The organism is Mesobacillus zeae, assembly GCF_003570705.1.
GTDB lineage: Bacteria > Bacillota > Bacilli > Bacillales > Cytobacillaceae > Mesobacillus_C > Mesobacillus_C zeae.
Genome location: NZ_QWVT01000012.1, coordinates 60,970 through 81,868, shown reverse-complemented (window position 1 = coordinate 81,868; position 20,899 = coordinate 60,970). Strand labels below are relative to the sequence as shown.

The 20,899-nt window shown below is 35.6% G+C and carries 18 protein-coding genes and 1 pseudogene; 5 read left to right on the top strand and 14 right to left on the bottom strand.

Annotation, left to right across the window (positions count from 1 at the left end):
* Nucleotides 1–22: 22 nt before the first annotated feature.
* Complete coding sequence (locus tag D1970_RS06895) at nucleotides 23–283, bottom strand: hypothetical protein (RefSeq protein ID WP_142920999.1); 261 nt, start codon at nucleotides 281–283, stop codon at nucleotides 23–25.
* A 93-nt stretch (nucleotides 284–376) separates the two neighbouring features.
* Nucleotides 377–808, bottom strand: a complete 432-nt coding sequence (locus D1970_RS06890; RefSeq protein ID WP_142920998.1) for a hypothetical protein — start codon at nucleotides 806–808, stop codon at nucleotides 377–379.
* A 638-nt stretch (nucleotides 809–1,446) separates the two neighbouring features.
* Between D1970_RS06890 and D1970_RS06885 the strand changes: the two genes are divergently transcribed.
* Complete coding sequence (locus D1970_RS06885) at nucleotides 1,447–2,286, top strand: AraC family transcriptional regulator (RefSeq protein ID WP_246370289.1); 840 nt, start codon at nucleotides 1,447–1,449, stop codon at nucleotides 2,284–2,286.
* 5 nt (nucleotides 2,287–2,291) lie between these two features.
* Here the strand turns inward: D1970_RS06885 and D1970_RS06880 are convergent, their stop codons facing one another.
* From D1970_RS06880 to D1970_RS06850, 7 genes and pseudogenes are all read right to left on the bottom strand, one after another.
* Entirely contained in the window at nucleotides 2,292–3,530 is a 1,239-nt protein-coding gene (locus tag D1970_RS06880; RefSeq protein WP_119112149.1) for an MFS transporter, read from the bottom strand.
* A 242-nt stretch (nucleotides 3,531–3,772) separates the two neighbouring features.
* Nucleotides 3,773–4,654 (bottom strand): hypothetical protein, encoded by an 882-nt coding sequence (locus D1970_RS06875; protein WP_119112148.1) that lies wholly within the window; start codon nucleotides 4,652–4,654, stop codon nucleotides 3,773–3,775.
* 389 nt (nucleotides 4,655–5,043) lie between these two features.
* Nucleotides 5,044–5,763: a Crp/Fnr family transcriptional regulator gene (locus D1970_RS06870; protein ID WP_119112147.1), complete on the bottom strand. Its 720-nt coding sequence runs from the start codon at nucleotides 5,761–5,763 to the stop codon at nucleotides 5,044–5,046.
* Nucleotides 5,764–6,026: 263 nt separating this feature from the next.
* The gene (gene rd / locus D1970_RS06865) at nucleotides 6,027–6,191 is read right to left on the bottom strand and encodes a rubredoxin (RefSeq protein WP_119112146.1); all 165 of its coding nucleotides are present in this window, start codon (nucleotides 6,189–6,191) and stop codon (nucleotides 6,027–6,029) included.
* 22 nt (nucleotides 6,192–6,213) lie between these two features.
* Nucleotides 6,214–7,436 (bottom strand): annotated as a pseudogene (locus D1970_RS06860) (NAD(P)/FAD-dependent oxidoreductase).
* 23 nt (nucleotides 7,437–7,459) lie between these two features.
* Complete coding sequence (locus D1970_RS06855) at nucleotides 7,460–8,689, bottom strand: FprA family A-type flavoprotein (protein WP_119112145.1); 1,230 nt, start codon at nucleotides 8,687–8,689, stop codon at nucleotides 7,460–7,462.
* 371 nt (nucleotides 8,690–9,060) lie between these two features.
* Nucleotides 9,061–9,252, bottom strand: coding sequence for a hypothetical protein (locus tag D1970_RS06850; RefSeq protein WP_119112144.1), 192 nt, complete (start codon nucleotides 9,250–9,252; stop codon nucleotides 9,061–9,063).
* 120 nt (nucleotides 9,253–9,372) lie between these two features.
* On the opposite strand from D1970_RS06850, the gene D1970_RS22830 reads away from it, so the two are divergent.
* Nucleotides 9,373–9,501, top strand: coding sequence for a hypothetical protein (locus tag D1970_RS22830; RefSeq protein WP_259339589.1), 129 nt, complete (start codon nucleotides 9,373–9,375; stop codon nucleotides 9,499–9,501).
* Here D1970_RS22830 and D1970_RS06845 read toward each other — a convergent pair.
* Nucleotides 9,482–10,678 carry a class I SAM-dependent rRNA methyltransferase gene (locus D1970_RS06845; protein WP_119112143.1) on the bottom strand — a complete coding sequence of 399 codons (1,197 nt, stop codon included), beginning with the start codon at nucleotides 10,676–10,678 and terminating at the stop codon, nucleotides 9,482–9,484. The two genes, D1970_RS22830 and D1970_RS06845, sit on opposite strands and share 20 nt — an antisense overlap.
* A gap of 928 nt (nucleotides 10,679–11,606) precedes the next feature.
* On the opposite strand from D1970_RS06845, the gene D1970_RS06840 reads away from it, so the two are divergent.
* From D1970_RS06840 to D1970_RS06830, 3 genes are all read left to right on the top strand, one after another.
* Nucleotides 11,607–12,347, top strand: coding sequence for a GntR family transcriptional regulator (locus D1970_RS06840; protein WP_119112142.1), 741 nt, complete (start codon nucleotides 11,607–11,609; stop codon nucleotides 12,345–12,347).
* 287 nt (nucleotides 12,348–12,634) lie between these two features.
* Nucleotides 12,635–13,351 (top strand): purine-nucleoside phosphorylase, encoded by a 717-nt coding sequence (gene deoD / locus D1970_RS06835; RefSeq protein WP_119112141.1) that lies wholly within the window; start codon nucleotides 12,635–12,637, stop codon nucleotides 13,349–13,351.
* A gap of 98 nt (nucleotides 13,352–13,449) precedes the next feature.
* Nucleotides 13,450–14,838, top strand: a complete 1,389-nt coding sequence (locus tag D1970_RS06830) for an MFS transporter (protein WP_119112140.1) — start codon at nucleotides 13,450–13,452, stop codon at nucleotides 14,836–14,838.
* A 1,416-nt stretch (nucleotides 14,839–16,254) separates the two neighbouring features.
* Here the strand turns inward: D1970_RS06830 and D1970_RS06825 are convergent.
* From D1970_RS06825 to D1970_RS06810, 4 genes are read right to left on the bottom strand one after another with little or no spacing between them, the layout of a single operon-like run.
* Nucleotides 16,255–16,455, bottom strand: a complete 201-nt coding sequence (locus D1970_RS06825) for a hypothetical protein (RefSeq protein WP_119112139.1) — start codon at nucleotides 16,453–16,455, stop codon at nucleotides 16,255–16,257.
* A gap of 24 nt (nucleotides 16,456–16,479) precedes the next feature.
* Nucleotides 16,480–17,247: an ABC transporter ATP-binding protein gene (locus D1970_RS06820; RefSeq protein ID WP_119112138.1), complete on the bottom strand. Its 768-nt coding sequence runs from the start codon at nucleotides 17,245–17,247 to the stop codon at nucleotides 16,480–16,482.
* A gap of 10 nt (nucleotides 17,248–17,257) precedes the next feature.
* Complete coding sequence (locus tag D1970_RS06815) at nucleotides 17,258–19,597, bottom strand: ABC transporter permease (protein ID WP_119112137.1); 2,340 nt, start codon at nucleotides 19,595–19,597, stop codon at nucleotides 17,258–17,260.
* A 1-nt stretch (nucleotide 19,598) separates the two neighbouring features.
* On the bottom strand, nucleotides 19,599–20,855 hold the full coding sequence (locus D1970_RS06810) for an MFS transporter (RefSeq protein ID WP_119112136.1): 1,257 nt from the start codon (nucleotides 20,853–20,855) through the stop codon (nucleotides 19,599–19,601).
* Between the last annotated feature and the right edge of the window lie 44 nt (nucleotides 20,856–20,899).

Genomic DNA, 20,899 nt, shown 5'->3' with positions numbered 1-20,899 from the left:
TTTTTCATTTACACAAGATATTTTACGCTCTCTTTAATAGTCTTCTGTACTCTTCTTTATTAGTCGAAAATATATATACTTCACTATACTTATCTATTAATTCTTGTATCGATAAATTCATTATGTTTTCTAAATTTAAATTAGGATCACAAATAATTAAGTAGTTTCCTCCTTTATTTTTTTTAACAAAGCCCTCTATAACCTTTTCATCACTAATTTGGTCGATAGGCATTACATCTTCAGCTGATTCTAGGCTGCAACCAGATAACTCTAAGGTAATCAAGAATAGTACCGCAAAAATACAGATATATTTATTTATGTTAATACCTCCTTTTTCTGAATGTTAACTGAATAGATTTCCATCGCTGTTCCCAATTTAGCGTATCCGCCTTTTTTGGACGACGGCTATAAATATCGCAATCAAAATTAAGCTGTAGATAAAGAACCAGCCAAACTGCCTGTAAACTTGTGCAGGGATGGAGGTAATCTGATCGCCAACACTCATGATTTCCAGGGAGTAATGCAGTGGCGGCAGAAGCCAGTTTAATAGCTTTATTTTTAGAATCTCTGCTTTCGTCACTGCTATAACTAAGGAAACAATAAAGAATACTGATAACGCCCCACCACGAGTTGCATTGCTTTTTACGAGCTCCCTCGTGAAAAATAAGGACAGCGCAATTGAAAGGATGGCAAGACTAAAATGAGCCAAAAACCCGATCACAATATGGACGGTATGTAACATAGGCGTAAAGGCATGAAAAACGATAGGGTAAGCCACAGCTGCCATGCTCAGGATCAGACCGGCCAAGGCACAATTTATCACGAGTGCGAGGTAATACGCTCTTTTATTTTTGGCATGCATAATGGTAATTTGTTTTTGTCCTTCGTCCTCCGCGTGTAAAATAATTATCGGACCCAGCCCATCACAAAAAACAGCACGAACGACGTAAACGAGCCGTAACCTGGTTAAATGGAATCGAGAGGGACACCCTCTCCAGGACGGATTTGTTTTTGAATGTTTTGGTTACATTCTGTAATTCTATGATTGTGTCCATTTTTACACATCCCTTATCTCGCTAGTGAAAAGAACGAAGCTGCTTATTCATAAACAATGATGCGACAATGCAGAATAGTGTAGCTGAACCAACAGACCATGATATGCTGGATTTCAACATAAAGATTTAAGAACAAGGACGTCGCCGCATAGGAGATGGGCAGCAATCCTAAAGAGGCAGCGTAATTTTTGTACTTATACCACCTTAGTATAATTTTACCATTATTGTTAATCGTGTGTTATTATGTTTTGGATAATGAATTCTGGAGTAAGATTTTTGTGTCCTACATGCAACTGACACAATAAATGAGATGGAAGTGGTGAGTCCAATCCAGCAAATCGTTTTACTGCAGAAAGTAATTGATTACATAGAGGAACATATCAAAGATGAAATGGATTCTGAGAAACTGGCAAAATTGGTTGGGTATTCCCCCTATCACTTTTCCAGAATTTTTTATAAGCATACCGGTTATACCGTGATGGATTATGTCTTAAAAAGAAAACTCCAGTTTGCTTTGCATGAATTAGTGAACGGCAAAAAGATTCTTCCAATTGCTCTGGATTACGGGTTCGAAACGCATTCTGGTTTCACAAAAGCCTTTAAGAAATGTTTTGGAAGCCCACCCAGCCTGTATAAGCAGCATTGTCCAAAATCGTTGCCACAAAAATTAGATTTAATGAGCCTTCATCAAAAAAGTACTGGTGGCATTGTCATGCAGCCAAAGATTATGAAAAGACGTGCCTTTTCCGTTGCTGGTAAACTATTTGAATTTAATAGGGAAAACGTCATTTATACAAGAGATGCACCAGCCTATTGGAAGCAAGAGGGATTAACAGATGGATCCGTTGAAAGATTTCTCTATAAATCATTATCTCCGAAAAAACACGGGGAATATTGTATCAATTTGAGCAGCGCCCATGATGAAGGCAAATTCAACTATTTGTTTGCTGTAGACTATGACGGAGACATTTCCCTTCCTGAAGGATTGACCACCTTTCAGATTCCTGATGCTACCTATGCCGTATTTAGAACCCCACTTGTTGAGGTCGACCAATTCGCTTATTCCATTGAAGGGACTTGGAGATATATCCTGGAGGATTGGTTCCCCCAATCATCATACGAAGTGGACGAAGCATGTTTTGACTTTGAATACTATGACGAACACTGCCATTACTGGGATTTTGAAAAAATATTTATGGAAATCCACATTCCAATAAAAGAAAGAGGGTGAAAGCATCACCCTCGAAATTTTTTCAAGATGAGAATATATAAGAAAAGAACAGGCGTTAAAAGAATCGCACTCGCTGTAATGGCTGTTTTGATCGTATAGGAGGATGCAATCAGACCAATCACGGGCCCACCACTTATCTGACCAATGGCATCTACTTGACCTTTTACTGAAAAAAACGTAGCGCGTGTGGAGGAATCTGGGATAATTTTATTCAGCCAAATATCCTCTAATGGAGACATGACCGATCTCGAAACTTGAATGATAATATAAAAAGCCAACAAACCGATGATATGATGAGATAAAGCAAAACCTATTAATGAAGTGATAATAAGGAAACTTCCGATAAACAAGGCTACATAAATACGCCTGAGCTGCTGATGTAGGGAACTTCGACTAATAAAATAGAGTGCTGCAAAAGAAAAAAGCACCACGACAAATTGAATGCCTCCCATGATTGCTACTAAGTTTCCCTCTGTCAATGAAGATAGATGAGTTTCCTCCATGAAGTGGGAAATCCACAAACGATCGAAACCTTCACTATATAATCCAAAAATCAATGCAATAAGGAAAAGAAGCCGCATTAAAGAACTAGCCTTGGTATAATGGACAATTCCCTTAATATTACTCTGCATGATCTTCCTTGATGATGCTTCTCCCTTAGCGGCTGGTTGAAAATTCTCCTCTTTCATAAAGAATATTAAAAAAATGGCTAATGCATTCATGCATATTCCCCCGATTATAATTGGGAGACTAATCATGAAATAACCTGTCAAAATACTTAAAGGAATCGCTATGACTTTGCCAAAATTACCAGCCTTCGCACCACTGACTAATGCTAATGAAGCTCGCTCTTCTCCAATCTCATCGGCAATCCAAGCTTGATGAGCACCACTAGTAAATGTATATCCGATTCCCCATGCCACCTGGGACAATATAACAGCTGCAAAATACGGAAAACTTCCTTCAATTAAAAAACCAGTTCCAATTAAAAAGTAACCAATGATGACTGAAAGCTTCCGGCTTTTCACATCCGAAACCAGTCCCGTGGGAATTTCAAAAAGGAAAACTACTAACTCCAAGACACTTCCAACTAATACAAGTTGCAGTGAATCAAGCTTCACTATTTTGACATGATATAACAAATTCACAGTGAATATAAACGCAAAAAATAACTCTGAAAAAAAGCATGTATAAATATAAACTTTAAATGAATCCTTTTTCATTAATAGATGCAATAGATGCATTGCTTCTCCCCCTAACGTAAATTATAGAAAGAGAGAAATATTTTTGCTTGTCCAGATTTGCGATATTGAGACGTAAATAATCAATAACGTCAGCCCATTCCAAAAAGAAATCCGTTAATGGATTTCTCAGACAAACTCAGAAATGATTAATTAAATCATTCCTTTCTTTGTAAATAGATCATATATTGGCTTGTAGTCGATTAAAATAAAGTGTCGAACGACTTCATTTTGTTTGTCATTGTCTATTTTTGTGCCTTCGTTTTAAATTCCTCATAACTCTGTTTAAATTCTTCTTCCGTTACAGCATGAAACGGCAGTTTTTGGTCAGTCGTCCAAAACGACAGGTCAAATTCAGTTGCATCCCCATGAAAATTCCCTTTCACCTTGGTTTTCCTTCCGTCCACGGTGGTGAATAACTCCAACATAAGTCCGTCTGTTATTCCGACCACCTCATATTTGGTTTCTTCGTACGGTTTGTTTTTATCCCCCGTGTCAGTCATCATAAGTAGAGAACCTGAGACGTCGCCTTCGAGAGTAGACTCATCAACTGTTAGGAACAGCTGGAACGGCTCGTTCTCCTCGAAGTAAAGATATCCGTAAACACTATCAAGCTCAGAGAAAAATTTTCTTATACGGCTTTTTTCTTTTTCTTCCGAATGATAGATGGCACTTTCCAACTCTTGTTGTATCGCTTTTACATATTGATCGAGTTCTTCTTGGTCAACAGCTCTGAATAATTTGTTGTCTTTCTTCCCTTGTTCTTGTACTAAAAGATTCCCCCCAGAAAACCAAGCGTCAAACGTCATCATTTTCCCACCACTATTTACCTTAAATTCATATCCTTTTTCCGTTGTGTCCCCATTCAAAGGGTACTTTTTTTCTTTAATAAACGGTACTTCCCCGATTTCTTCTATGATTTTCTGTTGATGAAGTTGGCCTTCCACTTTTCCTCTTCGGCTTGTTAGTTCGAACCAATAAAGTATGCCGTTATCCTTGTACATAAACGCATCAGGTTTGTTCAGCGAGTCCTTTCGGTCTTTCATCTCGGTTGTTGCCCACCGAGATACTACACCAATCAGCAACCCAATTACCGCAGCCGCTCCCCAATATTTTAATTTCTTCATTTTGTTTCCCCTCCTATGATCAACATATGCTAGAAAACAAATCTGTCTTTCTTTTCTTTTTAGGTTGAGAAGGTTTCAATTTTGGCAGGTAGTGAAATTCCTATTGTTCAATTAAACCTTGAGGACTCCAAAAACTATTATTTAAGAAGTAACTAGTGGGCTATGGGAGACAAGAAGCACGGAAAAATCATACCCGAGTTTTCAAAAACTCCGTATAACCATCCGCTTTATTTAAGAATAAACCGCCTCTATTCATGATGCGGTTTTCTTTGAAAGTAACAATAAGAAAAAATATCGAATCACGATATTGATACATATCCTCCACTTCTTTTTGATAAAAAAAGCATTGCAAAACACTTCAAAAGTACACAACGTTCTTATTTTAGGGCCTACTGTATATATTCTCTTAAAGCTAACTGATTTCTAACAAAAAGCTGTTTATTACCAGATAAAGATATTAGACCTAAATTCTCAAACTTACTAAATTTTCGGCTTATCCTTTCCCTTGTAACACCTACATAACTTGCCACTTCTTCTCGTGTAATGGGTAATTCAATAAGAATTCCCTCATCTTTCTCTTTTCCAAACTTTTGGCAGAATTCCAAAATCAGATGTGCAATTCTTACTTCAGGATCTTTAGTTGCTAAGGTCTGTGCCAAGTTTTCTGTATGTGCCAACCGTTTTATCACAGCTTTTAAAATCTTTAATGAAATTTCTGGATTTTCCTTCATTATATAATCAAGATCATTTTTAGTTAATAGGCAAATCTCTGTATCTTCAATAGCATAAACACTAAAATTATTGAATTCATCACTATTAAAAAGATGCAGTTCTCCAAAAAATTCACCGCTTGTTAAAATATATAAAATCTGCTCTTTCCCATTCATTGTAAATTTAGATACTTTTACTTGTCCTTTCCTTACAATAAATAATTTATCTGACTTCTCTCCCTCGTGCAGAAGCATTTGTCCCTTTTTGTATTGGATATGCCTTGTCATTTTAGAAACTTTGAGGATTTCTTCATTAGATAGTCCCCCAAATATGGGGACATTTTTTGGACAAGGCTCTTTAATTTTATGAGTATCATGGTTACAATTATGTTCCTTCATACGATCACCTCATAAAAAATTATTTGTTTTTATTTTTCAACAACACAATTACCTACAGAGGTGGTTGATGTAACAGCCTCCCGCCGCTGGTTTTACCATTGATAATAATTATCAATGGTAAAACCATACCACAGCTTAAAAGGGGATATTGTGTGGTAAATCACATCCGTTTATACGAAAGAACCACAGCCCAAAAAGCTGTGGTGAAGTAAATAATTGAAAGAACTTAGTAATTAATCTTTCTCTCTATTATTCTTTAGTTCTTATTCTTCTAGATCAGCAAATTTATCTTTGTCTTCGCCACAAACAGGGCACAACCAATCCTCTGGTAAATCCTGAAAGGCTGTTCCTGGTTCAACTCCTTCATCGGGGTCTCCAACAGCTGGATCATATATATAACCACATGGTAAACAAATATATTTTTTCATTATTAAATAGGCCTCCTAGATTTTAAGCTGTTATTGCAAGTCTTTCTTTTATTTCATTAAATAAATCTCTTATTGTCATATTATTTATATCCAAACCAACTAATGATACTTGGCTTTCAATAGCTGTTTTATACTTTGTTGCGGCCATTACGCCCTCAAGGGAAATAACACCTACGATTTTATTATCATTAATAAACAATCTAGTATATTTGTCATCTCCCTCCCCTTCAGTGATCGTTGCATCACAATGGCTTTCATCGATTACTCCCATTGAAAACAGAGCGAGATTAAATGCGTTAAATACAGTAAACGGAGTTGCCTTCTGATAAATTCCAGAAGTAGACGCCATATTCTTACCAGCAACTTTTCCTTGATCTATAGCTCGATTCCATAGACCTTCTACTTCACCGTTTAGTTCCGTTACATCGCCAGCGGCATAAACATCCTCAACATTCGTTTCATTTTTTCGTTTATAACAATTCCCCTATTAGTATGGATTGACGTATTCTCTACTAAGTCAATGTTTGGAGTGACGCCGATTGAGTAGATGACACTATTACATGGAATCGTTTGATCATCAATGATGATACCTTCTACTTGATTTTCACCCTTAATCTCCTTAATAGAGCTATTTAAGTAGATATCTATCCCTGCTTGTTCAATTTTATTCTTTAGTAAAGTGCTCATCTTTTCATCTAGCTGTCTAGCCATTAATCTTGGAGCAGCTTCCACGATCGAAACTTTTTTACCAGCCTGATAGAGGGACCAAGATGTTTCTAATCCTTGAATGCCTCCGCCAACATTGACAATACTCATTTTATCCTTTACAAATGCCTTGATGTCTTCTGCCTCCTGCATTTCTCTAATAGTAAAGACACCTTCTTTATCTGCCCCAGGTATGGGAAGCTTCTTGTTCTTAGCCCCAGTGCAAATAAGTAATTTGTGATAACTAATGATTTCACCCGTTAATGTAATGATGGTGTGATTTTCTGAATCAATGTTCTCTATCTTTGTATGAGGGATGATTTGAATATTATTGGCCTGATACCACTTTTCCTTTTTAATCAAAACCTTCTCACTGCTTAAGTCTGAAAATAATTCCTTTGATAATTTTATTCTGTTATAGGGTAAGGATTTTTCAGCCCCAAATAAAAGTATGTTGGCTTCCTTATCATGATCTCTTATTGCTTTCGCTGCATTTACCGCCGCAACACCTGTTCCAATGATGCAATAATTCTTATTCATTCCTTCACCCGCTTATTGAGTTATTAAAGTGCACTTAGAAGTAAATCAGCTACGTATATCGCAGAATGCTCAATTTTTTTTAATTGATCCCCTTTAGGAGCGAACCTCACTCTCACAGGGAATTCCACATGAGTCATGCCAGTTGTTTTAATTACATGCGATGTACTTTGAACATCCATATTTGTCTCATTTAAGTAATCTTGGATGACTTCGATCGCTTCTCCGCTCCAGCCATATGAACCAAAGGCAGCACCAATTTTCCCTTCAAGGTCCATCTCTTTCATATCTTTAAGTACATCCTCAAGATTGCCAATCATATCAGCATATTTAGTAGAACTTCCAATGAACACAGCGTCTGCTTCCTTAATACTTTGGAGGATTTCATTTTTATCTGACTTATCCGCATTGAAAACAGATACTTGGATATTATTTTCTTCAAAAATCTTCTTTAAATTGTCTGCTACCTTTTTCGTACTATTCCTAATCGTTGTATACACGATCGTAACTTTTTTATTATCAATCGTATCGGCACTCATTGTTTCATATAAATCAATATACTTTTGGATGTTTTCCCGTAATATAAAGCCATGGGATGGGGCAATCATTTGAATATCTAGATCTTGTAATGCATCGATTAATGTTCTTACATATCTTCTATGCGGATGAATGATCGCATTATAGTACCCAATAAAGTCTTCTGTAATATCAAAGCCTGCTTCATCTGCGAAAAACGTGTTATGGGCCACATGAGTGCTAAAGATATCACAAGGGAATAGAATTTTATCTTCTATACAATAAGTAATCATTGTTTCTTCTGTATGAAGATAGGGAGTTTCTTTGAACTTCAAGGTTTTCCCACCGATATCTAATGTATCTCCGTCTTTCACAACAAGGAAATTTCTTCCGTGAAGCTTGTACATTTCTTTTAGTTCATATACTGCAGGTTCTGTACAGACAATGGTTGCATTAGGCGCTCTCCCCGCTAAAGCTGCTAAACCGCCTGAATGGTCTGGTTCCGTATGATTAATGACGATATATTGGATTTCTTTTGGGTCGATTAATTTGCTTAAATACTCTACAAATTCTCTCCCAAACTCCATGTCCACCGTATCAATAACTGTTGGCTTTTCTGTCTTTAGCAAGTAGGCATTATAGGTGGTTCCTTTTGCTAAAATTAATCTATGAAATGGCACTTCTCTATCGTCAATTTTTCCTACCCAATAGGTATCCTTTGCTAACATCACTTTATTCATTTATATTCTCCTCCTGATTTACTGAAAGTGTTTCTCAACTGAATTCATCGTACAACACTTAAAAAAATCAAATCAGGATTACAATCACATTTTGAAGGAAATTTTTAAGCAGAAGGCCCCTTGCCATAATAAAAAATGACTAAGGAATAAATCATCCTTAGTCATTTTTAATGAATTAGTAACTATTGATATGGAGTTTCTTATGTATATGGAACCGGTTGGACTCATGCTCTACTTTTTTACTATTTAATAGTACGTTTTGTGTACCTGTATAAAACTGATTCTATTTATGATATGGTTTCCCGTATTGAATCTAAGTGAGGTTATTATCTTTCACCCGATGAACTTAGTATGAATTAATAAAAAATGACCTACCCTTTGGGCAAGTCAAGTGCTTGGTATGCTAGTTGGTACTTCCCGCCCTCAGCAACCTCTGTATGGTACAAAGCCTTGAGGGCAAAGTTTTTCTCAAGCTTGTGTTCTTCCATCAGCTCTTTTAAACGCATTTGCAATTCCTCATTGTCTTTGATCAGCTTTTTCATTTGAGATTTGATAAACTTCATTTTCTATTAACACCTTTCTAATCTTAGATATATCCGTCAGGTATAGCTTTGATCATGTCAAAATAAACATTCCAGCATTTTGTTGGACAGCTGGATGTGCCTTTCCTTTAGAGGACGTAAATGGCAAATAGTAATGGTGTGAATGGTAAACAGGCGCTGCTGAAAAGCATAGGAATGACCAATCGTTATGCCATTCCTATGCTTTTCTGGATTGATATCATTTTCTCTTTTACAGCAATTTCTTTATAAACACAACCTTAAGATAGCTGCCCTCTGGGAATTCTTTTATTGTTTTAAAGTCTTTCGGAAGGGAAAATTCCTCAACTAGCTGATACTTTCTGTTTGTTTCTCTAAATGCCTGATCAATAAAACTTTTAAATTTATTCATATTAAAAGAGCTAGAATTAGTGGACGCAACGATAATCCCTTCATCCTCTGTTATGGAAATAGCTTCCTTTAAAAGATTTTTATAGTCCTTTTCAGCGCTGAATACCATCTTCTTTGACCTTGCGAAGCTTGGGGGATCCAGTATAACCATATCAAACGTTAGCTGCTTCTTCACCGCATACTTAAAGTAATTGAACACGTCTTCAACGATGATATCCTGTGAGTCATAATCTAGCCCGTTCAAACTAAACTGCTCAATGGTCTTGTTTAAGCTTCTATTTGCTAAATCCACACTTGTCGTTTTAACTGCGCCTCCTACGGCAGCAAATACTGAAAACGCGCCTGTGTAGGAAAAGGTGTTCAGTACGTTCTTTCCTTCCGCATAAGCATCCCGGATTCTTTTTCTTACATCTCTTTGATCTAAAAATACACCAACCATCGCACTTTCATTTAAGTAAACAGCGAAGTTTACTCCATTTTCTTTTACGATAATCGGGAAGGTTCCTCTTTCCCCCATTACGAAATCATCTTCTTCAATATATTTCCCACTGACATCAAATCTCTTCTTTTGATAAATTGCTTTAAACTCAACCAATTCTTTCAAAGCATTTATAATATACTCCCGAAAGCGGTAAATTCCTTTGCTATACCAGTTGATTAAATAGTAGCCATCAAAATACTCTATGGTTAATCCGCCTAAACCATCGCCTTCTCCATTTACTATTCTAAAGGCATTGGTATCCGGGCTATTAAAAAACGGCTCTCTAAAGTTAATCGCATCTTTCAATTTGTTCACAAAAAATCTTTGGTCGATCTGTTCATTCTCGTTTCTACTAAGGATCCAGCCGTAACCTTTGTTTTGTTTTCCAAAATAGCCTTTTACTATAAACTTATTTTTTTCATCAACGAGACGGATAATGGTTCCTTCTTCAGTACCTTCGTTCAAATTAATTATGGCTTCCTTTGATATGAGCGGATAACCACTTTTATATTTATTTACAAACTTGCCCTTTACCGTTAAAGCGACATCCTTTTTCATCTTGTCATCCTATCAAAATTTATTATCGCACCCAAAATAATATACCATCATTTCGCGAGGTAACCATGCTGAACACACTAGATCATCATATCATTTATAGTAAAATCATTTACATATAAATTTGTACGTATTCATTTCCGTATAATTCTTTAACCATTGTAACCACTTTTTTATTTTTTTCACCCTGTTATTTATGGCAATCCATTAATGAAGCGATTAAATGGCCAAAAACACACTCCACAGACATGGAATGTGTTTATCTAGAAGTAAATCCAATCCGGATTCTTTACTTGTCGAACTTCCTTATGAGTTTAAGTGAAGTATCCTTATACATATTATTTATATACGTGTCTTACATAAAAACCTCATTTACTTATGGTACGGTTCTCCGTGGTGTATCTAAATAAACTTTAAATATTCGTTTGAATTTTTATTAAAGATTTACTTACCAAATATGATCTCAAGAAAAAACTACCTAAGAAAAAGATCGCCCTATTGACGATGAACTGTACCCCATACTATGGACAGTTTAATAAAAAGAGCCTATGCTGCTAAAAGATGACCTACGGTGTAGGAGGAAAATCTTTTAAAGTCTGTTATTAATTTTGGAGGTCTTTGTTTCAAAATATTTTTTGGTATTAAAAAAAATAGTGTTGATCTCGAAGGAGTCAAACGTTAAAAGAAGTTATTTTACAAAATTAAAAAACCATGATTAGGGTGAGTTTATATATTTTTTCACCTTGCGTTTAAATACAAATGGTGTATACTTAACTTCACTAATGAAAGCGATTTCTATTAGATATTCCTAAACTAGTTAAATAGCGATTTTGAATTTTTATCTTTAAATGAAAGTAAGTTAAAATGGAACAAAGGATACAATCTGCTAAAACGAGTAGCAATGAATTTGAAAAACAATAGGTGTATAAGAATGAACAATAAACTTCATGAACTCTATAAATCAAAAAAACCGTTATTTGTCATTGTATATGACCAATTGTATAGACTAATAATGGATGGAACGTTTCCTCCTGACAGCCAGCTTCCATCAGAGCCTGAATTAGCTAAAATATTTGGTGTCAGCCGAATGACATTGCGACATGCTCTAGCACTCTTGCAGGAAGATGGATTAGTTAAGAATATCCATGGAAAAGGAAATTTCATTACAAAATTTCATCACAATGAAAGTATCGATGGATTAGAAAAATTAGGGAATCCCTTATATAAGTGTTATACTGGAAAAATAGATAATATCGAACTTAATTTCCGGATTGACTTAGTAACAGACTATGCTATGCAAGTACTAAATCGCGAAATGACTGCAGTTGTTGCGGTGGAACGCTGGTATAAAAGTAATGATAGAGTAGTAGCTTATGCTTTTACCATGCTACCAATAGAAGATGTTTCCAAGTTAAATCTTGATTTACAAAACGAAAAGCAATTATTAGAAATGTTAGAGAAGAAAGTATATGAACTGGCCAATTCCTCTACTATTGAAATCAAACGTTCTAATTCTGTCAATACTCCGTCATTAAAATATCAAATTTTCTGTGGCGAGGAATGTGAACTGATTTTAGAAAGTGTATATATTAGTGATAAATACCCCGTGGTTTATAATAAATACTATATTCCAACAGAATTTAGTCAAATTAAGATTAACAGATTCAAATAATTGAATAAATAAGCAGTCATTTTAAATTTAAAGCATTGTATTTCGTTTGAAATACAATGCTTTTTTATTATGAAAGAACGGATTTCCATAAAATGATGGATTGTAAGCAAATGAAATGTGTGATATTCTTTTTTTGTTCTAATGTATACAAGTATTTATACAACTATACAACTACGTTATTTTGTGAACAATATCACAAAATAAAATGAAAGCGGAAACAAGGGTAAATATTTTTCCTTAATTATGTAAATACTCCCATTAAACATTATTGAGAAGGAGAAAACAAAATGACATTTAAACAAAAGGAAACCCCGCATATCAAGCCAAATGGAGTAGAGATTGCTGAAACCATCCTTTTACCAGGGGATCCATTAAGAGCAAAGTTTATTGTTGAAACCTATTTAGAAGACGCAGTTCAATTCAATTCCGTTCGTAATATGCTCGGGTATACAGGAACTTATAGAGGCAAGAAAATATCTGTTATGGGAACAGGTATGGGCATGCCGAGCATGAGTCTCTATTCATGGGAACTCATTCATGTATTCGGTGTGAAGAATTTAATTCGCATTGGTACATGTGGTGCCCTTCAGGACCATATGAATCTGTATGATATCGTTTTTGCCATGGGAGCTTCTACTGATTCTAATTATGTTCATCAATATAATCTTCCAGGACAATATTCCAATATTGCCTCCTTTGCATTATTGGAAAAAGCGAAAAAAACAGCTGATCAAAAAGGATTACCAGTACATGTCGGAAATGTCCTTACTAGCGATATTTTTTATAATGCAGATGAAACAGCTATGGAAAAATGGCGGAAAATGGGGATTCTATGTGCGGAAATGGAGACTGCCGGTCTTTATATGAATGCAGCCTACGCGGGAGTTAATGCTCTTACGATTTTAACGGTAAGTGATCATATTATTAGAAATGAACAAACCACACCAGAAGAAAGACAATTAGCTTTTACAAATATGATGGAAATTGCCTTGGAACTAGCTTAAGTAATGACAACATATAAGTCAGGCATTTGATTAGAAATCAGACTATCATGACTCAGGAAGACGATTTCCTGAATAATAAAAGGGGAGATACATTAGTTATGACTACAATATTTGACAATTCTAGCAAGAAGGAAACGAAAGAATATAATGTCAAAAAAGCTGTACCTGTTATGTTATTGTTATTTCTACTATGTTTAGTAATTGATAATTCGTTTAAAATTATTTCTGTTGATATGGCAAAGGATTTTCATATTTCGGCAACTACGGTTAGCTGGCAGGCAACTTTAGCCGGCCTTGTGATTGGAATTGGGGCAGTAGTTTATGCAGCATTGGCGGATTCTATTAGTATAAGAAGACTTTTAAGTGTCGGAATTATTCTAATATGTGTCGGTTCAGTCATGGGGTATATTTTTCAACACTCGTTCTTAATGGTTGTTATCTCACGAATTATCCAAACTGCTGGTTTGGCATCAGCCGAAACCTTATATATTATATTTGTAACAAAATATTTACCCGCAAATGAACAAAAGAAATTTTTAGGATTAAGTACAAGTAGTTTTGCCCTTTCACTTGTTATAGGGTCATTAACAGGTGGATATATCTCCACATATTTACATTGGACAACTCTTTTCTTAGTTCCTTTAGTTACTCTTATCACTCTTCCATATATTTTAAAATATCTTCCTAAGGAAGAGGGGAAAAACAGTAATGTGGATGTAATCGGATTGTTTCTAGTTGGTGTCATTGCAGCATCTCTACTATTGTATATTACCGATTTCAATTGGATGTATCTTCTCTTGTTTATTGTTACCGTTGTCTTGTTCCTTGTATATATTAGTAAGAACTCTAAAGCCTTTATCGGAATAACATTCTTTCAAAATAAGCAGTTTATTTCCTTGCTTGGAGTCGCTTTTGTTATTTACTCTGTACAGTTAGCCTATATTTTCTTATTTCCGTTTTTGCTTGAAAAGCTTTACGGCTTGAGGCTCGATACTATTTCGCTATTATTGATCCCAGCATATGTATCAGCTGCTACGGTCGGAGCTCTTTCCGGAAAAATTGCGAAGGTTATGGGAAGCAGACAATGTATTACAATCGCCATGTCATGTATTATCATTAGCTTATTATTAGGCGGATTCTTTATACAAACTTCTATTGTTGTTTTCGTGCTATCGATGATTTTATTCTCTAGTTCATTCGCGTTCATGTATGCACCATTGCTTGATTCTTGCATTTGCACGATTGATAAAGAAAGATCAGGAACAGCTATTGGATTTTACAATTTAACGCTTAATGTCGCTATGTCGATCGGAATTGCCTATACAGCAGCAATGATGGACCATTCCGAAATGCGACAAAGTTTCCTAGGGTTCATCAGCAATCCGGATGCTTCTATGTACAGTAATGTCCTATTCGTACTCGTACTAATTACCGCTTTCAGCCTATTCCTATATTGGATAACAGTAGGACGAAAAGTGAAGAGATAGATTACCTTTATCATTTGAAGAATTTTAAATTACCATTTCCAGGAACCCTTCCTATTTAAACCTTCATTCATAAGAAGGAGCTGTCCTATCAGTCCTTAAAATATAAGCGAAAGGAGAAAAAAATGACATTTTTCTTCTTTCGCTTTTTTTTCCGTTTTGAAGGATGAGCAATTCTCTGGCGGCATCCTTTTCTAATGATTTCATGCATTTTTTTCGCTAAATTTCTATTTTTTTCGTGCTCTCTCTAGTTTAGCGGTTACAGCTAAGCCCCCTAAATGCTAGAAGCCAGCTCAGTATGGGCTACATTTTGGTCTGTTTTTCATCGTAAATTTAAACACGGATCTCCTATTTGGAATTTGTCCCCTGATTTTTATCGGCAATATTGGGATTATATCGGCGAAAATTTAAATATATCGATTATTCGACATTATCACCCTAATCTTGTCATCCTCTAAAAAAATCTCCCCTTTAAATGCAAAAATGCTCACTTCGTCTCGTCATTTTAAATCGGGTCCTTCACTTACACCCAATATCTCTCTTATCGTAGAAAATCCGACTTTTATGTTTTTCTTACTATTGGGCATAATAATTCCAATAAAGTGAAACTGCAATTAATAGGAGGTCTTACTCCCATGAAAATAAACATTTTCATCATTATTGGTGAAGTTTTACTACATGGATGGCCTTCAAATATTAATACACAATTTCCTTGAACTAAGGTTTGAGGTAACTGGCTGAGATTCGATTGCTTCGCAATCTCCACAGAAGTAATGATTTCTTCCACGATTCCTTCTTTATTCCCTTTTTAAACGCTATTTGTGTGAAACGTTTGCTAGCGTAACAATTTGGAAGCAATACTGAAGTATGTGTGGGGGTGGAGCTTCTGGATCTCTCACTGAGGCAAGACCGGCATTATGTGGTTTATTTAGAATGGATGGTAAGCTTTGAGACCAAGGATGATTTTATATAGATCATTTTAGATTTTCTTTTTATAGTATAAAACCCCTATACTGAAGGGTTTGTTAATTTCAATTTATCTATTTAACATAGGCTATTAACTAGAATCCCTCTGACGTCGTAGAGGTCAGAGGCTCGAGCTTCCTTTTTTCCATAACTAAAAGGGGCATTTCAAAAGCTATTACTTTTGAGATACCCTCTTTTTCACAATATTTTCTAACAGCATCAAGATTAACTCCTATAATACTTACCTGCCCCTAAGGCATGGGATGATATCAAACCTCTCCCCTTCAACATTCTACAAGCTTCCCTCACCAACACTGGACAACATTCAACATGTGACAAGTGTATTTTAAGCATCGCTCTGGAGATTTAGCATTAAAGCATCTACCTTCTATTCAATTCTACGTTTTACCACTATTTATGGTACGGTTCACCGTAGCGTATCTAAATGAGGTTTTATAATCCTCCCTTATTACTTCCTATAACAAATTGATGTATTTTCTCAAAAAACTCAACCAGTTCAATATCAATTTCATTTTTCGATATAAAGCCCAAAACTAAAAGGGGAGAAATAGAGACTTTCCATTCTTCCTGAATATATTTATTAATACTAGAAAGCAATTCTTTTCTTGAGACAATAAAAAGTCTATATTCCAAAGAATTCCATCTTGGGTTAAATACCTAAAATCCCATTCGAGAAAGCCACATTAAGAGCCTTTCTTCTCGTATTTTGATGTCATTTTCTCCTTTCTCATACTTCCCAAGATACTTATCAGAAACAATTTGACCATCTAGCATAAAGAGTATACGCTCCGTCTTAGCTGCTACTTTCACGTCATGAGTTACCAACATAATCGTTGTTCCGGATTGATTTATGTCAGCTAAAATTTCCATGACTTCATTAGTTGCTTTTGTGTTTAAAGCTCCTGTTGGTTCATCTCCAAAAATAATATCTGGATTGTTGATGAGAGCCCGGCAAATGGATACCCTTTGTAACTGGCCTCCAGACGCCTGTGTTATGTCATGATTTGAAATTTCTGCAATTCCTGTCTTCCTCATCAACTCAATTGCTCGTTTGTTTATTTTTTTCCGACTTTCAGATTTTGCTAGATAAGCAGACAGAATGATGTTATCGAAAACATTCAAGTTTTTTAATAAATTGCTTTGCTGAAAAATAAACCCCATTGTATTTAAGCGCAATTTTGATAATGCTTCTTCAGACATAGTAGAAATATCTTTTTCAGCAAATACCACACTTCCTGAGGAAAATTTGTCCATACCGCTAATATTATAGAGTAGCGTGGATTTACCAGAGCCTGATGGTCCCATAACAGATACAAATTCTCCCTCTTTGATTTCCAAATTAATATCTTTTAGAACATGCTGTGATTCCAATTTCCCTATTGAATACGTTTTATTTAAATGCTTTACTTCCAGGATGTTTTTCATTATTCATCACCTACTCCGCCTTTATTTTGAAATCCCCTCTTTTTTTGATCTCCATACTATTTATCAGTGTTGTAATCGTCACCGCTATAATGAGTAAGAGTGGACATAAAATATAGGAGACTAATGAATTGACAACAAACTTAATATTTGAAGCACCCATGAATGAACCTAATAGACTAACTAGCTCTTGCCCAAGTGTACCCGCAATAAACGTTCCGAATACAATTCCGATGAGTAGAACTAAAAGTGAACGGGTAATGTATTGCACCTGGATATCTCTGTTAGAAAAACCAAGACTTTTCATTATAGTGATTTGGATAGCGTCTTTTGCAATCAACATGGTAAAGAACATACCAGTAATCAATACAGCTATTGAGATAGCTATTACAATGGAAGATACTGTAACAACTTTTAGCTGATTGATAGTCGTCCCTAATGTCTGTGATAAATATTCATCCATATCCGTCACTTTTGCTGGGTAAAATACTTTCTTATATTCTTCTATTTTTTCGTTAACATCGACCCCGGTTTTCACATCTAAGTTCACCACATACCAAAGGATATTTTTAGAATCATAGGGCAAAAGTGCTTTAGCCGTTTTTCCACCATTGGATATATCCTGATATATGCCGCATATGGTTAACTCCTGTTTTTGCCCATTTACTATGAGTACCAACACATCTCCTACATTCTTCTCCAGTTCATTTGCTTTCATATAAGAAAGGGCAATGTCATTCTTATGCTTTGGTGCTGAACCTTTTAAATATTCCAATGGGAAAACAGTAAAATCTCCAATTTCCACATTGATATTTTCATAGGTGCCTTCACTATTCAATATCTTAATCGTGCTTGTTACGAGTGCAGAATATTTCTCTACTGTACTGTCATTTTCAATATAGTATTGCATGTCAGTAAATCTTTGCCCCACATCCATAGATTGCTGTAAATCTATTCGTATATCACTCTTCCCAGCTCCCATATAAGTAATAAACCCGGGAGATTCAACTGTATTGAGAAAATTCACCGGAACAATGATAATAAATGTGGAAAGAATAAAAACGAAGCATACTAATCCATATACTTTAAACCGTTCAAACACATCTTTTATGCCAAGAAATACATTCACATTTGGAAATTTGCTTTTTTGAAGCTTGAATACTCTCCAGCTCTGTCGATTATCTAGAGAACTTCCAGCCCGCAGAGCTTCTATAGCAGTAATACGCCGAAATTTTCTTAGAACCAGCTGGCAGTAAAAAAGAACTGCTATAAATACCACCATCGTACCGATTAATGGTACAAAATAATGCAAAACAGTTTTTTCCGCTGTCCCCATATACAGCGCTATATTAGCAGTAAATATATGACCAACAAATATGGAAAGAACAAATCCTCCTATGCTGGCTACTGCTGCAATGACAATGTACTTCGTCAGGTAGAGCTTTTGAATATCCTTGCTTTGGATACCAATGCCCTTCATTACACCAATTTCCCGGTAATCTTCCTCCATAGTGGTCATCATAGTAAATCTGATACAAAGGATAGCTATGGCAATCAGCAAAAGGCTTATTAAAACAATTACCAATGCTACGATGCCTTCAGACAAAGCATTCAATGTCTTAAAAAGGGAATAGGTAATTTTAGGTCCTTTTTGCGGTAAATCCGCTGACTGATACATACTTTCAAATTCTGTGATCTTATCTAAGTCAGTTAACAGAAATTCAATAAGGTACTCACTTTCGCCAATATTGGCCTTTACAATATTCCAATCCTGATCATTTATTACAAATCGTTTGGAACTGACAATAGAAGGATTCATCTGAACATCACGAACAAATGCCTTTATCATAAATTCCTTTTTAAAGTTACCATTTGCAACCCATATCTTATCTCCAATATTCAAATCATTTTGTTGCATATAATAGATGGGCACACCAATCTCACCTTGCGAAACCTTTATAACCTGGTTCTCTAAATTCAGCAAAAAATCAAAAGAAGGGTTCTGTTTCACAAAACTTATATCCATCACACTTTCATTTTCCGCACGTTGACTTTCATTTAGAAAAATATTAGAACCATCAATATTAATCATCTCAACGGTTTGCTGTTCTTTGACAAGCTCATTGTCGAAGGAAAATTTGTCAATCAACCTCTGATCGATTTCTCCGGAGTGCATTTGTACAAAATGGGGGGCGTTTGATTTTTGAAATAATTTATCCATGGAAACAAACAGATCTACCATAATACCGACAGCACTGGCAATTAATAAGGACGATAGCATAATGAAAGCGGACAAGGTTAAGGTTATAATTCTATTTCGTAATAGGTCTTTTTTAAGCATTCTTCCAATCATATTATTCACTTTCCCCCTCATTTTGCCATATCCTCTTTGCTACAACTGCCATTAAAATCATCGCGGCACTTACAACTAGCACAGGAAGGTAAACCCTTATACTAAAGACTTTAAATACAACACCGTATATGACCTGACCTACTGGTGCCATGCATTGTGCAACAGCTGTAATAATCGCCATGACTCTCCCTAAATGTTCATTTGGAGTTTTCTTTTGCACAACAGTAATGACAAAAATAGAAATAATGGTCATTGCCATTGCAATAAAAATGGCACACAGTATAAATAGTATGAATGACAGATAGTATCCAATTCCAAGTATAAGAGGTGTAATAGATAAAGCCATTGGTACAATCAATAAAGCCATCATGTAAAACCAAAGATACAATTTTTTTATGTGCACTTTTTTTGCAAAAAAGCCAATGGACAATGCACCTAAAATGGTTGCAAAATAGATGATTCCCATCCCGATACCATATAACGTATCGCTACTTTGCATTATGACCCGTAAAATGATAGGGACACCAACAACAAATAACGGTGTTAAAATAAGATTGAGCAACGCCGCAAGCGTCATACATTTTAGGATAAAAGGCTGTCTGACAACATAGATAAACCCAGCTTTCAGGTCTTTTACAATTGTCGGTATAATATGCCTATGCTGTTCCCTTTTAATAAATGGTATCTTTATAAACATTTCTAATATTGCAGATAAGCAAAAGAAGATACCACTTATTACAACAAGTGCTTTTAAACTGACAAAACCGTACAATACACCTCCTAAAATGGGAGCCGTAACATTTGACAGTGCTTGAACACCGTTCACAATACCATTTGCCTGTTCCAGTCTGTTTTCCGCAACAAGCAGTGGAATGCTCGCCATAACAGCTGGTGAATACATGGCGCTAATCATCGCCAGCAGAACCATAACAACACCAATAAGGATTAAGGAATTGGTACCAGAAAATAATAATAAAAAATAGCAGAATACAATGGTGCTACTGCTAAAATTAAAGATCACCATTAAATTCCGACGGTTAAACCTGTCAGCGATAGCCCCGCCTAGAGGCGAAAACAAAATAGGTATATTGGATATAGCGTACAATGTAGCAAAAAGATCTGCCCTTCCTGTACTATCCAATACATAGAGTGATAAGGCAAAACGCAATAGGGCAGAACCTAGGATAGACACTATTTGCCCGAGTACCATTAGGTAAAAATCTTTAGGAAAAGGTTTGCGATTGACTTTATTTTGCATAAGTATTTGCACCTTCCACTCAGTTTTATAGACCGACTGTCGGT

Excerpts from the sequence above, each read along its gene's own strand:
- D1970_RS06815 (WP_119112137.1), bottom strand. The coding sequence starts at position 19,597 with ATGATTGGAAGAATGCTTAAAAAAGACCTATTACGAAATAGAATTATA.
- D1970_RS06840 (WP_119112142.1), top strand. The coding sequence starts at position 11,607 with ATGAACAATAAACTTCATGAACTCTATAAATCAAAAAAACCGTTATTT.
- D1970_RS06855 (WP_119112145.1), bottom strand. The coding sequence starts at position 8,689 with ATGAATAAAGTGATGTTAGCAAAGGATACCTATTGGGTAGGAAAAATT.
- D1970_RS06845 (WP_119112143.1), bottom strand. The coding sequence starts at position 10,678 with ATGAAAAAGGATGTCGCTTTAACGGTAAAGGGCAAGTTTGTAAATAAA.
- D1970_RS06870 (WP_119112147.1), bottom strand. The coding sequence starts at position 5,763 with ATGAAGGAACATAATTGTAACCATGATACTCATAAAATTAAAGAGCCT.
- D1970_RS06830 (WP_119112140.1), top strand. The coding sequence starts at position 13,450 with ATGACTACAATATTTGACAATTCTAGCAAGAAGGAAACGAAAGAATAT.
- D1970_RS06810 (WP_119112136.1), bottom strand. The coding sequence starts at position 20,855 with ATGCAAAATAAAGTCAATCGCAAACCTTTTCCTAAAGATTTTTACCTA.
- D1970_RS06850 (WP_119112144.1), bottom strand. The coding sequence starts at position 9,252 with ATGAAGTTTATCAAATCTCAAATGAAAAAGCTGATCAAAGACAATGAG.
- D1970_RS22830 (WP_259339589.1), top strand. The coding sequence starts at position 9,373 with ATGGCAAATAGTAATGGTGTGAATGGTAAACAGGCGCTGCTGAAAAGC.
- D1970_RS06880 (WP_119112149.1), bottom strand. The coding sequence starts at position 3,530 with ATGCATCTATTGCATCTATTAATGAAAAAGGATTCATTTAAAGTTTAT.
- D1970_RS06875 (WP_119112148.1), bottom strand. The coding sequence starts at position 4,654 with ATGAAGAAATTAAAATATTGGGGAGCGGCTGCGGTAATTGGGTTGCTG.
- D1970_RS06820 (WP_119112138.1), bottom strand. The coding sequence starts at position 17,247 with ATGAAAAACATCCTGGAAGTAAAGCATTTAAATAAAACGTATTCAATA.
- D1970_RS06885 (WP_246370289.1), top strand. The coding sequence starts at position 1,447 with ATGGATTCTGAGAAACTGGCAAAATTGGTTGGGTATTCCCCCTATCAC.
- deoD (WP_119112141.1), top strand. The coding sequence starts at position 12,635 with ATGACATTTAAACAAAAGGAAACCCCGCATATCAAGCCAAATGGAGTA.
- rd (WP_119112146.1), bottom strand. The coding sequence starts at position 6,191 with ATGAAAAAATATATTTGTTTACCATGTGGTTATATATATGATCCAGCT.